The sequence below is a fragment of the Paenibacillus sp. J14 genome (assembly GCF_000518465.1).
GTDB lineage: Bacteria > Bacillota > Bacilli > Paenibacillales > Paenibacillaceae > Fontibacillus > Fontibacillus barengoltzii.
Genome location: NZ_JADQ01000013.1, coordinates 72,806 through 87,919 on the forward strand (window position 1 = coordinate 72,806; position 15,114 = coordinate 87,919).

The 15,114-nt window shown below is 55.2% G+C and carries 14 protein-coding genes; 1 reads left to right on the forward strand and 13 read right to left on the reverse strand.

Annotated elements, in window-relative coordinates:
* Positions 1-74 precede the first annotated feature (74 nt).
* The 4 genes from recG to M891_RS0106900 all read right to left on the reverse strand — a co-directional run bounded on the left by recG (position 75) and on the right by M891_RS0106900 (position 5,499).
* Positions 75-2,126 (reverse strand): ATP-dependent DNA helicase RecG, encoded by a 2,052-nt coding sequence (recG, locus tag M891_RS0106885; RefSeq protein WP_028538307.1) that lies wholly within the window; start codon positions 2,124-2,126, stop codon positions 75-77.
* A gap of 324 nt (positions 2,127-2,450) precedes the next feature.
* Positions 2,451-3,323, reverse strand: a complete 873-nt coding sequence (locus M891_RS0106890; RefSeq protein WP_028538308.1) for a DegV family protein — start codon at positions 3,321-3,323, stop codon at positions 2,451-2,453.
* Between the two features lie 25 nt (positions 3,324-3,348).
* Positions 3,349-5,124: a DAK2 domain-containing protein gene (locus M891_RS0106895; protein WP_028538309.1), complete on the reverse strand. Its 1,776-nt coding sequence runs from the start codon at positions 5,122-5,124 to the stop codon at positions 3,349-3,351.
* Positions 5,125-5,139: 15 nt separating this feature from the next.
* The gene (locus tag M891_RS0106900; RefSeq protein WP_016311626.1) at positions 5,140-5,499 is read right to left on the reverse strand and encodes an Asp23/Gls24 family envelope stress response protein; all 360 of its coding nucleotides are present in this window, start codon (positions 5,497-5,499) and stop codon (positions 5,140-5,142) included.
* Between the two features lie 211 nt (positions 5,500-5,710).
* Here M891_RS0106900 and rpmB point away from each other — a divergent pair, with 211 nt between their 5' ends.
* Positions 5,711-5,899 carry a 50S ribosomal protein L28 gene (rpmB, locus tag M891_RS0106905; RefSeq protein WP_009225259.1) on the forward strand — a complete coding sequence of 63 codons (189 nt, stop codon included), beginning with the start codon at positions 5,711-5,713 and terminating at the stop codon, positions 5,897-5,899.
* A 157-nt stretch (positions 5,900-6,056) separates the two neighbouring features.
* Here rpmB and spoVM read toward each other — a convergent pair whose 3' ends face one another.
* From spoVM to def, 9 genes are all read right to left on the reverse strand, one after another.
* A complete protein-coding gene (gene spoVM, locus M891_RS23445) occupies positions 6,057-6,137 on the reverse strand; it encodes a stage V sporulation protein SpoVM (RefSeq protein WP_036621610.1) in 81 nt (26 codons plus the stop codon).
* A 138-nt stretch (positions 6,138-6,275) separates the two neighbouring features.
* Positions 6,276-6,950 (reverse strand): ribulose-phosphate 3-epimerase, encoded by a 675-nt coding sequence (gene rpe / locus M891_RS0106915; RefSeq protein ID WP_028538310.1) that lies wholly within the window; start codon positions 6,948-6,950, stop codon positions 6,276-6,278.
* A 4-nt stretch (positions 6,951-6,954) separates the two neighbouring features.
* On the reverse strand, positions 6,955-7,872 hold the full coding sequence (gene rsgA / locus M891_RS0106920; protein WP_028538311.1) for a ribosome small subunit-dependent GTPase A: 918 nt from the start codon (positions 7,870-7,872) through the stop codon (positions 6,955-6,957).
* A 32-nt stretch (positions 7,873-7,904) separates the two neighbouring features.
* Complete coding sequence (gene pknB / locus M891_RS0106925) at positions 7,905-10,085, reverse strand: Stk1 family PASTA domain-containing Ser/Thr kinase (RefSeq protein ID WP_028538312.1); 2,181 nt, start codon at positions 10,083-10,085, stop codon at positions 7,905-7,907.
* Positions 10,082-10,855: a Stp1/IreP family PP2C-type Ser/Thr phosphatase gene (locus M891_RS0106930; protein ID WP_016311622.1), complete on the reverse strand. Its 774-nt coding sequence runs from the start codon at positions 10,853-10,855 to the stop codon at positions 10,082-10,084. Before M891_RS0106930 ends, pknB begins: the two co-directional genes overlap by 4 nt.
* Before the next feature lie 6 nt (positions 10,856-10,861).
* Positions 10,862-11,908 carry a 23S rRNA (adenine(2503)-C(2))-methyltransferase RlmN gene (rlmN, locus tag M891_RS0106935; RefSeq protein ID WP_028538313.1) on the reverse strand — a complete coding sequence of 349 codons (1,047 nt, stop codon included), beginning with the start codon at positions 11,906-11,908 and terminating at the stop codon, positions 10,862-10,864.
* A gap of 153 nt (positions 11,909-12,061) precedes the next feature.
* A complete protein-coding gene (gene rsmB / locus M891_RS0106940) occupies positions 12,062-13,582 on the reverse strand; it encodes a 16S rRNA (cytosine(967)-C(5))-methyltransferase RsmB (RefSeq protein ID WP_028538314.1) in 1,521 nt (506 codons plus the stop codon).
* On the reverse strand, positions 13,579-14,532 hold the full coding sequence (gene fmt / locus M891_RS0106945) for a methionyl-tRNA formyltransferase (RefSeq protein WP_028538315.1): 954 nt from the start codon (positions 14,530-14,532) through the stop codon (positions 13,579-13,581). Before fmt ends, rsmB begins: the two co-directional genes overlap by 4 nt.
* Positions 14,533-14,542: 10 nt before the next feature.
* On the reverse strand, positions 14,543-15,025 hold the full coding sequence (def, locus tag M891_RS0106950; protein ID WP_009225251.1) for a peptide deformylase: 483 nt from the start codon (positions 15,023-15,025) through the stop codon (positions 14,543-14,545).
* Positions 15,026-15,114 lie beyond the last annotated feature (89 nt).

A 15,114-nucleotide genomic window follows, 5' to 3' on the forward strand; every position in this document is an offset into this window, starting at 1 on the left:
GATGGATTTTCGGGTAAAAAATAACCGTCCGCGGATCCCGCGAACGGTTGGATACTTGCTTTTTCGTATGAAATTTAATCGATCAGCTCACCTTGAAAAACCTGCTCCCGCCGCAGATAATCCCGCAGCGGTCCGTACTCGGGCGAAGTCCAGAACGCTTCGCCCGCAACCAGCCGGGCGGCGTCGTCCCGCGCCGCCTCCAGCACCGCGTAGTCGCTGACCATGTCCGCGACACGAAAATCCGGCACGCCGCTTTGCTTCGTGCCGAAGAAATCCCCGGGACCCCGCAGCTCCAGGTCCCGCCGAGCCACCTCGAAGCCGTCGTCCGTATCGGTCATGACCTTCATCCGCTCCTGACCCACCTCCGACTTCGGATCGGCGATAAGCACGCAATACGACGCGTGCTCCCCCCGGCCAACGCGCCCGCGCAGCTGGTGGAGCTGGGACAAGCCGAAGCGGTCGGCATCCATCACGATCATCAGCGTGGCGTTGGGCACATCGACGCCGACCTCTACGACGGTCGTCGAGACGAGCAGCTGCACCTCGTTCTCGTAGAACGCGCGCATCACTTCGTCCTTCTCCGCCGCGGTCATCCGCCCGTGCAGCAGCCCGACCTTCATGTTCGGGAACGCCTGCTGCATCGACACGTACAAGTCAATAGCGTTCTGCACATCCAGCTTGTCCGACTCTTCGATCAGCGGGCAGATGACGTAGGCTTGACGGCCTTGCGATACCTCCCGCTCAATAAAGCCAAGCACACGGTCCATCATGCTGTGCTTCACCCAATAGGTCGTGATTGGCTTGCGCCCCTTCGGGCGCTCCGACAAGGTGGATACGTCCATATCGCCAAAGGCGGTAATCGCCAGCGTGCGCGGAATGGGAGTGGCCGTCATCGTCAGCACGTCCGGGTTAAAGCCTTTGCGCCGCAAAATGCTGCGCTGATTTACGCCAAACCGGTGCTGCTCATCCGTGATGACCAAGCTCAGCGACCGAAAGAACACGTCCTCTTGGATCAACGCATGCGTCCCCACCACGATGTCGGTGAGCCCCATTTGCAGCGAGCCGAGCAAATCCTTGCGTTTGCGTCCCGTCACACTGCCGGTCAATAGGCCAACCGTAATACCAAACGGCTCAAACAGCCGGGACAGGGAGCGCATATGCTGCTCGGCCAAAATTTCCGTCGGCACCATAAAAGCCCCCTGGTGCCCCGACTTCACCGCCGCGTACAACGCGATGGCGGCGATGACCGTTTTGCCGGAACCTACGTCGCCTTGCAACAATCGGTTCATGCAATAAGGCGAGCGCATATCCTTTAGAATTTCCAGCTCCACCTTCTTCTGAGCATCGGTCAGCTCAAACGGCAGGCTGCGCACGAATTCCCGAATCGTGGCGTTATCCACCACATGCGCAACCCCGTCCATCCGCTCGTGGTTCATCGCCCGATACGCCTGCAGCTTGAGCTGGAACAGGAACAGCTCCTCGTACACCATACGGCGCCGCGCTTGCTGCCTCTCCTCACTGTCCTGCGGCTGGTGCAGCCGCAAAATCGCCGTCTTGCGGGGCATCAGCCCATATTTGCGAAGCAGTTCGAGCGGCAGAATCTCCGGGATCATCTCCCCATATTGCTGCAGCGCTTGTCCAATCGTCTTCCGCATCCACTGCTGCGTAATTTTACCGCCGACCGAATAGACCGGCTGCAAACTGCCGCTGCGGAGCGTCCCGCGGTCAGGGAACTCCGACTCGGACACCGTCAGCTGGCTGCGACGCATGTCCCATTTGCCGGTCAGGATAATCTCCCGTCCCGTCGTCAGCTGATCCTTGAGGAAATGACGGTTAAACCATGTCGCCGTGAACATCCAGTCATCGGCGATCATTTTGCAGGTCAGGCGAGATTTGCGCCCGTACCGTTGCAGGACCGGAAGCCCCATGATTTTCGCCTGCACCGTTACCTTGTCTCCGTCCTTCACTTCCGTCAAGGAGCGCAGCCGGTAATCCTCATACCGGAACGGATAATATTCAATCAAGTCATTCACCGTAAAGATGCCAAAGGCGTGAAGCTCTTCTTGTTTAAGAGCGCTCACGCCGCTGACTTGCTTTACGGGGATGTGATGTAAATCCAACTTCATCCCCTCACTTTATAGAGGTAGTTCAAAAACGCATCTTCGGATCATGAAGCGCGGGCGCGAGCCCGGTGGGCAGTCTAACGGACACCAGAGGCGTTAATCCACCAGTTCTCGATAACTTCCGTTTCTAACGGACCGAGCAGCCCTTATTTGGATCAAAACCAACCAGATACCGTTCGTATATGCCAAATAAGGTCTCCGGAGTCCGTTAACGCAGGAAATATCCGGGAATTAAAGCTAATAAGGTCTTTACTGTCCGTTAGATTTGCTGTCCAGGCACAAACGACGTGCTTCATCCGGATATCACCAGTTTCGCCCCTAGTCCCATCACTTCGCCGGCCAAATAAACGTCGCCACGGTCCCCGGACCTACGTGCGTGCCAACCACGGCACCGATGCTGTTGCGGACAACCTCATGCAGCGTAAAGTGCTGCCGCAGCAGAGCTAGGATCTCCTCGGAGCCTTCCGGATTCACGCAATCGCAAACGGCCACGTTAATGTCCTTCACCCCGGCAAAATCATTCACAAACAACTCGATGACGCGGGCCATAGCCTTCTTGCGGCCTCGGACTTTATCGACAGCGTAAATCACGCCCTCCTGGTCCACCGACAAGATCGGCTTAATGTTCAGCAGGTTGCCCAGAATGGCTGCGGCTTTACCGATCCGTCCGCCTTTTTGCAAGTATTCCAGCGTATCGACGAGAAAATATAACCGACGCGCCTTCCCGAGCCGCTCAACCTCAGCTCGAATTTCCTCGACCGAAGCCCCTTGCTTCGCCATCCGCGCGGCATGCACAACCTGAAGGCCAAAACCGTACGTCGCACACAGCGAGTCAATGACCGTGACATCGACCGGATGCCCCAGCTCTTCTTCCAGCATCTCCTTCGCCAGCACTGCGGATTGATAAGTTCCGCTCATCCCGGAGGAGATATGGATCGAAATGATCGGTGAACCGGGATAGGCGGCAAGCAAGTTGCGGTATACCTCCACATACTGAGACGGCGAGGTCTGCGAAGTGGTAGGCAGTTCCTTCGATTGGATCAACTTATCGTAGAACTCTTCCGCGGTGATGTCGATGCCTTCAAGATAAGATTGGTCTCCGAAGGCCAGCCGCATCGGTACGATATGAATTCCGTATTCCGAGACGGTCGCCTGCGGGATATCCGCCGTACTGTCGGCAATAATGATAGCCTGATTCATAAGCATCTTCATCCTCTCATGGGGATTAGGATTCTACCGAAAACAGATAATAATAAATCGGTTGCCCGCCGTTATGGACCTCTACCTCGACGTCGGGATACTCCTCATGAATCCAGGCCACCAGCGCATTCGTCATCTCTTCGTCAGCTTCTTCACCGGCCAGCACCGTCACGATTTCATCGCCGCCAGTGAGCATCTTGGCTAATAAGCCCTGACTCGTTTCCAGCAAGCCCTCTTCGGTGGCCACGATTTTAGAATCTGCAATACCGATATAATGACCTGCCGTAATCTCCAAATCATCAAACATCGTGTCGCGGACCGCATACGTCACTTGGCCCGTCTTCACGTGTTGCACCGCGTTCTGCATATTATCCGCGTTGGCTTCCACGCTTTCTTCTTCTTGGAAAGCAAACGCTGCGGCAATCCCCTGAGGAATGCTTTTGCTTGGGATGACTGTCACATTGCGCTCCCCTTCAAGCAAATCACGCGCCTGCTGTGCAGCCAGAATAATATTCGAGTTATTCGGCAGAACGAACACGTGCTGAGCCGAAATCGACCGGATCGCCTTCACGAAATCTTCCGTGCTTGGGTTCATCGTCTGCCCGCCGGACAGGACGACATCCACGCCTAAGCTCTTGAAAATTTCCGAAATCCCGTCTCCAGAAGCAACGGCGATAAAGCCATAAGGCGCCAGCTCATCCGCAGGAATCCCTGCTGGATCCACCGGTTGAGCCGGTTCTGCTGGAATCTCGGCGAACAGCTCCGGCATCGGCGGCGCGGCATCCATCCCCGCGATCAACAGATCCCGGTGCTGCTCACGCATGTTCAAAATATGAATTTGTGTAATTTCACCGTAACGCAGTGCCAGATTCAGCACGTCGCCCGGCGTTTTCGAATGGACATGGACTTTGATAATCTCGTCGTCCGCGATCACGATAATCGAATCCCCATTGACCGAAAGCGCTTTCCGGAACTGATCCTCGTCAAAAACAGCATCCTTGATTTCACCGATTTTTCGATTAATGAAAAATTCCATGTCATAGAGGTATTCGATATCCTCTGTTTCGAGCTTAGCTTGTGCCGAAGTTGGAGCATGCACCGGTGCGGCCGCTGGAGCACGCAGCTCTGGTTTGGCAACGGGTGCGGGGGCTTGTCCCAATGTCGCAGCGGCTTCACTGCTGGCGCCGCCTTGCAGCCATTGTAAAAATCCTTCATAAATATAAACAAGTCCTTGACCGCCCGAATCCACGACGCCAACCTGTTTCAATACCGGCAACAGCTCCGGCGTATTCGCGAGCGCTTCCTTCGCTTTGGCCAGCACCTCGCTCATCAATTCCGTGATATCCGTTGTTCTGCGCGAATAATAGACGGCATGCTTAGCTGCTTCCTTGGCTACCGTCAGAATCGTGCCCTCCACCGGTTTGACGACCGCTTTATAAGCGGTATCTACCCCGCTTTGCAGCGCAGCGGCAAATTGGGCTGCATTCATCTCTTCCAATGATGCAGCAGAACGGCTAAAGCCACGGAACAGTTGGGACAAAATCACGCCGGAATTCCCGCGTGCGCCCATCAACAGGCCCTTGGATAAAGTGGCTGCTCTGCTGCCCAAACCTCCGGTTCCGTGATCTTTCAATTCCGTTACGCCGGCGGTCATCGTCAAATTCATATTCGTTCCAGTATCCCCATCGGGTACCGGGAATACGTTCAAGGAATTGACGTGCTCAGCATGCTCTGTCAGCCGCTTCGCGCCTGCCAATACCATAGCGGTGAAATCTGTTCCAGTTAAAGAACGCTTACTCAATGAAAATTCCCCTTCCTAGCTTGATACGCGTACACCTTGGACTACGATATTCACCTGATCCACTTCGAGTCCAACGATTTCATTTAATACGTATTTCACTTTGAGCTGTATGTTGTGTGCGACCTCGGAAATTTTCGTGCCATAACTGACTATAATATAAAGATAAATAGCTAATCGATGATTATCCAGGTTCACTTCCACACCCCGGGCCAAATTCTCGCGCCCCAGCAATTCGGCAATGCCGTCCTTGAACTGCTTTCGGCTTGCCATTCCAACCAGTCCATAACACTCCATGGCGGCCGATCCGGCGATCACCTTAATGGCTTCCTCCGAAATATCGATTCGTCCATATTCGGTCGTAAGATTTACAGCCACGCCTATCTCACTCCTTCCATAGAAATTATTATGGACTAAACTATATTGTACTATAAGAGCAGAGAGAAATAAATAAAAGAGTCGAACGTCAATAGCTGTTGACGGAGCTTTTTTTACTGTGATATTATATTTAAGTATTGTCAATAACCGTGATATTGAAGTGTTAGTGTTATTTTCAAGACAGGTGTATCTGGAACAGGAGGTGTAATGAATGGCTCGCAAATGTTATGTGACTGGCAAGAAGCCAGGCAGCGGTAACCATGTATCTCACGCAAACAATCGCAATCGGCGCTCTTGGGGCGTAAACGTGCAGAAGGTCCGGATCTTGGTAGACGGCAAACCGAAACGCGTATACGTTAGTACTCGGGCTTTGAAATCCGGTAAAGTGACCCGCGTGTAACAGACGGGACGAATTATAGACAAAAAGCACCTTTTCCTATGGAGGTGCTTTTTTACTGCGCATTTTCCCTTGAAGTCAGCGCCCAAGCAATCCTTGTTGGCGGGAACCGCTAGGCGCGCCCTTCCGCTGCTCGGGGCGGGTATTCAGGCCCCGCCCGTTAGTTCTTGTGAAACGTGTTCAGTACCGCCTTAACGAATCCTCCCAAAAACTTAGGCAGCTTGAATGTGTAAAATTTCATCGTTCACCCTCCCCATCGTGCTCATGCCTTCACCCATATTCTATGTTTGATGTCATTTACCCGTGTATTCCCGCCACAAAAAAAAGGCTACATGAGAACCTTCGCTCATGTAACCAATGTATGCGCATCTTAAGGCGCCTATGCCAATCCGACCAGGCTCTCGCGGATTTCTGCCATCGCCGCACGTCGGTCAGCTTGGCCAAACACCGCATTGCCGGCGACCAGCACATCCGCTCCCGCCTCGACAACCAGCGGCGCCGTCGCCGCAGCAATCCCGCCGTCCACTTCAATCCGCAAGTCTGTTAAGCCCAGCTCATCCTTCCAGGCCTTCAGCTGCCGAATTTTGCGCAGCGTGCCCGGAATAAACGCCTGTCCGCCAAAGCCGGGATTTACCGTCATAACCAGCACGAGATCAACGTCTTCCAGCACCTCGCGAACAGCTGAAGCCGGAGTGGCTGGATTAATTGCTACTCCTGCCTTCACCCCTTGCTCCTTAATGAGGTGGAGCACTCGATGCAGATGGACGCAAGCTTCCGCATGGACGGTGATCAGATGCGCACCTGCTTTGGCAAAGGCTGGGATATACTCCTCGGGCTTCTCAATCATCAGATGGACGTCCAGCGGCAGCTTGGTTTGCGGAGCGATCGCTTGCAGCACCAGCGGACCAAACGTCAGGTTCGGGACGAAATGGCCGTCCATTACGTCCACATGCAGCCAGTCAGCGCCTCCCCGCTCTACGTCAGCGACCTCCTCACCCAGCTTGGCAAAATTCGCCGACAAAATCGACGGCGCGATATAGATGTTGTTGCTCATGACGTCAATACCTCCGCTTCTTGTCCTTCATCTCTTCATAGAACTGTACGTAATGCTCATAACGGCTGGCGGCGATTTCTCCTTGGTCCGCAGCCTCTCTGACCTTGCAGCCGGGCTCATGCAAATGGCTGCAGCCGCGGAATTTACAGCCCTCCGCGTAATCGGTAAATTCCCGGAAGCAGCTGGATAACTCCTCGATCCCTAACTCGAGAAAATCCAGCTGACTAAAGCCGGGGGTATCCGCCACGTAACCGCCGTTCTCCAGCTCAATCAGCTCGACATGCCGCGTCGTATGACGTCCCCGGCCCAGCTTGAGGCTAATTTCACTTGTCTCCAGCGCTAACCCGAGCATCGCGTTAAGCAGCGAGGATTTTCCGACCCCCGATTGGCCCGAGAAGACGCTGATCTCCCCAGCCAAACGGGATTTGACTTCCTCGGTTCCCATTCCGGTCACGGAGCTGGTGACAATGACCTCATAACCGATGGATTCATACATGGCTTTGACCTGGCGAATAATTTCTGGAGTTTCTTCCGCTCCATTCTCCTCCAGCAAATCCTCCTTGGTAAGGCAGATCAGGGCTTGCAAACCCGCGTGCTCGATATGCACCAGAAACTTGTCTAGCAGCTGCAGATTGAGATCCGGCTCCCGCAGGGAGAACAGCAGCACCGCCAGCTTGGCGTTGGCAATCGGCGGACGGATCAGCTCGGTTTCCCTTGGCAGGATTTCATCCACGGTCCCTTCCCCGTTTTCGGTGGGGGAATAAATCACCCTGTCGCCTACCAAGGGTGTAATGCCTTTCTTCTTAAAAATCCCTCGTCCGCGGCACTGGATATACCCCTCCGCTGCCCCGTCCTGCGCCGTCGTCGCCGGCTTCACGTAGTAATATCCGCTTAATGCCTTCACAATCAAGCCTTCAGGCATAGATGCCGGCCTCGCTTTCATATCGGTCTAACTTAATTGTCTTTGCCCTTACCATGTTCTTTGGGTTTACCCGCCTTTCCTTTACCTTGGGCTGCGCCTTGTTCCTTCTGGACCGAAGCCAGCTTACCGGATAAGATCATGCCGGTATCGGGCGGATTATCGCCCGAGTTCATATCCATGGTGTTCTCATCTTCCGTACCGCCGCCTTGGTCCGGGAATTGCGGCACAGGTACGGTTCCTTGCTTCGCATCGATGTACGAGATCGGGTAAGTGTCCAGCAAGACGCCGTCACGCGTCACCGTTACGTAACCGTTCTTGTTCGGCGCCAGAACCAGGTCAACCGACAGGTATTGCGGTTTGCCTACCTTTTGCGAACCCCATTCGCGCCCCTCCCCGCGAGCATCGCCGTACACGATCGTATATTTACTGATTTGGCCTTCCTGTGCAGGTGCAGCCGGTACTTGGAACGTATAGTTAATCGCTTCCTGCGGATAGCCGGTGCTGATAAACAAGGTTACTTTTGAACCCGGTGCCACCAGATCGTCCGGGGCATAAGGCCACTGCTTCGTTACTCTGCCCGCCTCGACCTCGAAGCTCGATTCTTCTTTGATACCATCCTCTGCCAACACCAGCCCTGCGTCTCGGATCGCTTTTTCCGCTTCCGCTTGTGTCTTGTTCACGAGGTCTGGCATTTTCACCTCAGACGGTCCCTTGCTGACCTTCAGCACGATCGTATCCGTCTCTGGGTTAAAATCCTCTCCCGCTTCCGGCGATTGGCTGAGGACATTGCCTGGCTCAATCTCGGCGTTGTTTTCCTCTACTTTCTGCACGCGGGACTCGTCTACTCCAAGATCCTTCAATTGCTGGAGCGCATCATCATAGGTTTTGCCCGTTAATGACGGCATCTTCTCCGGCGGTTTCTCCGTGCTCACCTTCAAGTCGATGACCGAACCTTCCTTGACCATCGTCCCTTCCGGCTTGCTCTGCTCATAGACGATCCCTTCGTCCACGCCTTCTTTGTATTCTCGGGTGATCTCCCCGACGGCAATCCCTTTATCGGTCAAAGTTTGGATTGCCTGTTGCTCTTCTAAGTTAAGCACGTTTGGCACAGCGACTTCAGGAACGGTCACCAAGCTCGTCACGTACCAGGCCACACCGGCCAAGGCAAGCAGGACAACCAGCGTCAGGCTGACCCAAAGCGTTGGCTTGCTCCAAGCCTTTTTCTTAGGAGCATTTTCTCGTTCCTCTGCCATCGTTGATCCGCTGTCGCGGGACAGTTTGGATGGTCCTGCTGCCGCACCTTGAGGTTGATACTGCGGACGAATCGCTGGAATGACTCGCGTGCTGTCTTCGTCATGATCATCTATAAAGGCCAATTTCGATTCCGTTCTTCGTTCCGGCAACAAGCAGGTCTCCAGGTCGCGAAGCATCTCTTTGGCAGACTGATAGCGTTCGTTCGGATTCTTCCGCATCGATTTCAAAATGATGTTCTCCACGCTTTGCGGAATCATCGGATTCACCATGCGCGGCTCATCAAATTGCTCCTGCAAATGCTTTAAGGCTACGCTGATGGGGCTTTCCCCAAGGAACGGCAACCGACCGGTCAGCATCTGGTACAACACGATCCCCAGCGAATACAGGTCAGATTTCTCCCCGGTGGCTACACCTTTCGCATGCTCCGGCGAGAAATAATGCACCGAGCCCACCACGGAGCCGGTTTGCGTAATGGTCGCCGACGTGACGGCACGGGCAATCCCGAAATCGGTCACTTTGACGCGTCCGTTTCGTCCAATCAAAATGTTATGCGGCTTGATATCCCGGTGAATAATTTGGTTCTGATGGGCGTGGTCCAGCGCATCGGCGATTTGCGACGCAATGCGAACGGCTTCCTCGACCTGAAGCGGGGCCCGCTCCTTAATGATTTCGTTGAGGTTCTGCCCTTCAACGTATTCCATCACGATGTAATGAATCTCATCTTCTTGTCCAACGTCATACACGCTGACGATATTCGGGTGCGACAAGGATGCAGCAGACTGCGCTTCCCGGCGGAATCGCCGGATAAATTCCTCGTCGTTCACAAATTGTTGACGCAGCACTTTGATGGCCACGTAGCGGTTCAGCAGCAGGTCCTGCGCTTTGTAGACAAGCGCCATGCCCCCTCCGCCGATCCTCTCGATAATTTGATAACGACCGCCCAATTCGTGTCCGATCATGAATTCCACTCCTTTTTGCCCGACCCGGCATCCTCATGTTGTTCCAGCAGAGCAACGCTAATGTTATCGTCGCCTCCTGCGTTCAGCGCCAGCTGGAGCAATTGGTCGGCCCGGCCCTGTAACCCAAGATCTTCTGATCCCAGCGTCAGAGCCATTTGTTCCGGTGTTACGTAGTTGCTGAGACCGTCGCTGCAAAGCAGCAAAATATCCCCTGGCTCCAACGACACCCGGTTCAAGTCGACCTCAACTTGCTCATCGGTTCCCAGCGCGCGGGTTACGACATTCCGATGCGGATGCACCGTCGCCTCCTCCGCGCTGATCTGGTTGTTCTTGAGCAGCTCATTGACCAGCGAGTGGTCATCCGTCAGTTGGACGAGCTGGCCCTGCCGGAAATGGTAGGCCCGGCTGTCACCGATATGGGCGATCACGCCGTCGCGGCCTGCGAAGATCCCCGCAACAACTGTGGTGCCCATACTATGGTACTCCACATGCTCTGACGCTTTGCGGAATACGGCTTCGTTCGCGTGAAGAATTGCCTTCTTCAATTCTTCCCCGCAAGCCTCCGCCGACAACCCTGCCGGCAGCGATACCAAATCCTCGGTAATGGTATCTACCGCCATGCGGCTGGCAATGTCTCCAGCCTGATGGCCGCCCATTCCGTCCGCAACAATCGCCAGCGTGTATCCGGATTCCAGCTGGTCCACCCAGGTACAATCTTCATTGACGGAACGGACTCGTCCCACATCACTTACAAACACACAATTCATCACATTCGCTCACCTCGCACCAGACTCCATGTGCTTCGCCCGCAATTGTCCGCAGGCAGCGGCAATATCATGGCCTTGCTCCCGGCGGATGGTCACATTGATGCCTTTATCCGCCAATACGCGCTGAAACTTAAAAATATCGTTACGCGACGTTCTCACATACTTACGCTCCGGCACATAGTTGACTGGAATCAAATTGACGTGGCAAAGCATATCCTTGATCACGTCGGCCAGTTCCTCCGCATGCTCCGGCTGGTCATTCACCCCGCCGATCAGCGCGTACTCGAACGTAATGCGGCGACCGGTTTTGGCAATGTAATAACGGAGCGCCTCCATCACGTCGTCAAACGGAAAGCGCCGGTTGACCGGCATCAACTTCGAGCGGAGCGCATCATTTGGCGCATGGATCGAAATCGCCAAGTTAATTTGCGTGTTCTCGTCCGCAAACCGATAAATGTTCGGGACAATCCCGCTCGTTGATACAGTAATATGCCGTTGTCCGATGTTCAAGCCCTTTTCATGGATCATAATCCGCAAAAATTTCATCGTGGCATCATAATTTTCAAAGGGCTCGCCGGTTCCCATAATCACGATACTGCTGACGCGTTCGCCTTTGGCGTCCAAAATTTTTTGCGCCTGCACGACCTGGGCGACAATTTCTCCCGCCGTCAAATTCCGCTTCAGCCCCCCTAATGTCGAGGCACAAAACGTACAGCCGACCTTACAGCCGACCTGGGTGGTCACGCAGATGCTGTTGCCATAGTTATGCTTCATGATGACCGTTTCAATAGCATGATCATCATGCAGCCCGAACAGGAACTTCACCGTTCCGTCCTTAGATTCCAGCTTCGTAATCTCCTGCAGCGTAACGAACGCAAATTCGTCATTTAGCTTCTGCCGAAGCGCCTTGGACAGGTTGGTCATCTCATCGAAGGAGCTGACGCGCTTGACGTACAGCCAATCAAAGATCTGCCCGCCGCGAAACGCGGGTTCTCCCTGCGATACGGCCCATTCCTGTAATTCTTCCAACGTATAATCATATATAAAAGGTTTCATCTTCACACACCTGTCCATCTCGATTTTGAAAAGTTACCCACTCATTCTTCCCATTTTATCATAAATTGGCTTCCGACTAAAGTCGAGCTTCCGACAGCAGCGGCGCAAAAAGGCCAAGCCCGCCGTTTCAAACGGCTGCTTGACCTTGGCATGTCAATTCTTCTCTATCAACTTCCTGCGAAGTCGGACAATATAAAACCCATCTGAGTGAGCGTCCTGCGGCAAAATCTGCAGGCCAGCCTCGACTCGCCCAGCGGCAGCTGCCAAAGCACCACGTTCCTCCCAGCTGATCAGCTCATCCGCCAGCTCGAATTCCGGATGGCGGCTCAGGAAGGAGGCGACCATCTCGGCATTTTCGCGCGGCTCAATCGTGCAAGTGCTGTAGACCAGCAAGCCGCCCGGCTTGAGCAGCCCGCTCACCGAATCGAGCAGTGCATTCTGGATGCCGGTAATCTCCGTGATGTCCTCCGGCGTCTTCGCCCACTTCAAATCCGGCTTGCGGCGAATCACGCCAAGTCCGGAACAAGGAGCGTCCAGCAATATTCGGTCGAAGGAAGCGGCCTCCAGCCGCTCCGCGAGCTTCAGAGCGTCGCCTGACAACGTATCGACGTTGTCCAGCCCCAGCCGCTTGGCATGGTCCTCGATCAGCTTCGCCTTGTGCGGATGGATGTCGTTCGCCAGCACCCGGCCGCGGCCTTTCATGATCTCAGCGATATGGCATGTCTTGCCGCCAGGCGCAGCGCAGCAGTCCAGTACATTCATCCCTGGCTGCGGATCCAACGCTTCGGCAACCAGCATGGAGCTTTCGTCTTGAACGGAAATCAAGCCTTCCCGGTACCAGAAGGTCAGCGCCATATTGCCGCCGCTGTGAACAACGATGCCGTCCGGGGAGATCGGCGAGGCCGAGGCTCGCAACCCTTGCTCCTCCATGAGGCGCAACACCTCGTCCCGACTCGCTCTCGTGCGATTAACCCGAACGCTGACCGAAGGCGGCTCATTGTTGGCACGGCAGATCGCCTCTGCGGCAGATTCGCCGTATTGCCGGATCCAGAGCGCCACCATCCATTCCGGGTGCGAATGCTCCAGGGCAATGCGCTGCACAGGGGCCAGTCCCTCCGGTAAATGCAACTCCTCTTTGCGGCGCAGCACGTTGCGAAGCACGCCGTTCACCATGCCGGATATCCCCTGATGCCCCTTGCGTTTCGCCAGGTTCACCGCTTCGTTCACAGCGGCATGCGGAGGGATCCTGTCCAGATATTGCAGCTGATAGAAGCTAAGTCGAAGCAGATTACGCACCCAAGGCGCTAATTTTGCGAGCCCCTTCGTCACAAACTGTTCGAGAAAATAATCGATCGTGTTCAACCGCTGTATGGTGCCGTAGACGAGCTCGGTAGCCAGGCCTGCGTCCGGCCCGGTTAATCCGGACCTTTGCAGCGCTCCATTCAGCAGTAAATTGCTGTAGGCTCCTTCCTGCTCAACGGCGGTCAGCACCTCAAGCGCTACGCTGCGGGCCGATGCAGCCGTCTGATTTCGGCCGCCCCCGCGGGATGAAGGCGTGCCAGACGGCTTATTTACTCCCCCGCTGCGGCTGGCTTGTCCAGCTGTTTTCGCGCCGGTTCCAGGTCCTTTGCCACCGCCCGAGCCTGAACCCGGCCGCTTTTCGGTGCCGCTCATGACAAGACCGTCCCAACTTGCATTACGCCGCCGCGAATGAAATCGCCGGCCTCCATCGCCTTCTTACCAGCGGGCTGCACCCGGGTCAGCCATACCGCGCCGTCCCCGGTTTTCACTTTGATGCCCTGCGCCGATAGCTCCAGCACCGTCCCCGGCGCGGGTTCAGATGCCTTACCATTCGCAGAGGCACCTGTCTCCGCAGGTTTGGCCACCGCCCAAACCTTAAAGACCTCGCCGTTCCAGGTCGTAAACCCGCCGGCAAAAGGCACCAGTCCCCGCACGCGATCATAAATTTGCCGCGAGGTCGCGCTCCAATCGATGCGCTCATCCTCCCGCGTCAAATTTGGTGCATAGGTCGCTTCCGCATCGTTCTGCGGAATCCGGTCTGCCTTGCCGTCAAGGATCAACGGCAGCTGCTCCAGCAGCAGTCGTGCCCCGGCTTCGCTCAGCTTCTCGAACAACGTCCCCGACGTATCCTCATCGTCGATCGGCACCACCGTCTTGGCGATCATATCGCCGGTATCAAGCCCCTCAGCCATGTACATCAGGGTGATGCCCGTTTCTTTCTCGCCGTTAATAATCGCCCGCTGGATCGGCGCCCCGCCGCGGTATTTCGGCAGCAGCGAGCCGTGCACGTTCAGGCAGCCGTACTTCGGCAGATCGAGCACGCCCTTCGGCAAAATTTGACCGTACGCTGCAGTGACGATCAAGTCAGGCTGCAAAGCGGCGACCTCCGCCACCGCCTCCGGCGCACGCATCCGCGTCGGCTGCAGCACCGGAAGCCCATGACGCAAAGCGGCTTCCTTGACCGGCGTTGGCGTCAGCACTTTTTTGCGCCCCTGCGGCCGATCCGGCTGCGTGACCACGCCTACGACGTTGTATCCTTCGCGCAGCAGTCCTTCCAGCGAAGGCACCGCAAACGCCGGCGTCCCCATAAATACGATATTCATCGGGCGCTGTTCACTCCTTCTCTTCACCCTCAGGGGTAATTTCGTACACTCTTTCCGCAATGTCCGTATACAATACACCATTGAGATGGTCGATTTCATGCTGGAACGCGCGCGCTAGCAGCTCGGAGCCCGTATAAGTCACTTCATTGCCGTTGCGGTCCAGTCCCTTCACGGTAACGGTCATAGCACGGCGAACATCCCCGCGATATCCCGGAATACTGAGGCAGCCTTCCGGCCCGAATTGCTCACCTTCCTTGGACACGATCTCGGGATTGATCAACTCAATCAGTCCGTGCTCATCGCCGACATCAACCACGATCACCCGCTTGAGGATGCCGATTTGCGGCGCAGCCAGACCTACGCCCTCCGCGTCATACATCGTATCCGCCATATCCGTCAACAGTTTTTGAATATTCGGCGTAATCTTCTTCACTTCTTTAGCTACCTGATGTAGCACTTCATCCGGTTCCTTCACAATAATCCGAATCGCCATGATGGCACTCCCTTTCCCGTCATCACTTTCATAGTTTCTCTTGCTCTTTCCCTATTTTATCCCAAATATATGCTAGCGGATGAAAAATG

What these genes read in the sequence shown, in the direction of transcription:
- recG (WP_028538307.1), bottom strand. Translation starts at nt 2,126, where the DNA reads ATGAAGTTGGATTTACATCACATCCCCGTAAAGCAAGTCAGCGGCGTG.
- M891_RS0106890 (WP_028538308.1), bottom strand. Translation starts at nt 3,323, where the DNA reads ATGAATCAGGCTATCATTATTGCCGACAGTACGGCGGATATCCCGCAG.
- rpmB (WP_009225259.1), top strand. Translation starts at nt 5,711, where the DNA reads ATGGCTCGCAAATGTTATGTGACTGGCAAGAAGCCAGGCAGCGGTAAC.
- spoVM (WP_036621610.1), bottom strand. Translation starts at nt 6,137, where the DNA reads ATGAAATTTTACACATTCAAGCTGCCTAAGTTTTTGGGAGGATTCGTT.
- rpe (WP_028538310.1), bottom strand. Translation starts at nt 6,950, where the DNA reads ATGAGCAACAACATCTATATCGCGCCGTCGATTTTGTCGGCGAATTTT.
- rsgA (WP_028538311.1), bottom strand. Translation starts at nt 7,872, where the DNA reads ATGCCTGAAGGCTTGATTGTGAAGGCATTAAGCGGATATTACTACGTG.
- pknB (WP_028538312.1), bottom strand. Translation starts at nt 10,085, where the DNA reads ATGATCGGACACGAATTGGGCGGTCGTTATCAAATTATCGAGAGGATC.
- rlmN (WP_028538313.1), bottom strand. Translation starts at nt 11,908, where the DNA reads ATGAAACCTTTTATATATGATTATACGTTGGAAGAATTACAGGAATGG.
- rsmB (WP_028538314.1), bottom strand. Translation starts at nt 13,582, where the DNA reads ATGAGCGGCACCGAAAAGCGGCCGGGTTCAGGCTCGGGCGGTGGCAAA.
- fmt (WP_028538315.1), bottom strand. Translation starts at nt 14,532, where the DNA reads ATGAATATCGTATTTATGGGGACGCCGGCGTTTGCGGTGCCTTCGCTG.
- def (WP_009225251.1), bottom strand. Translation starts at nt 15,025, where the DNA reads ATGGCGATTCGGATTATTGTGAAGGAACCGGATGAAGTGCTACATCAG.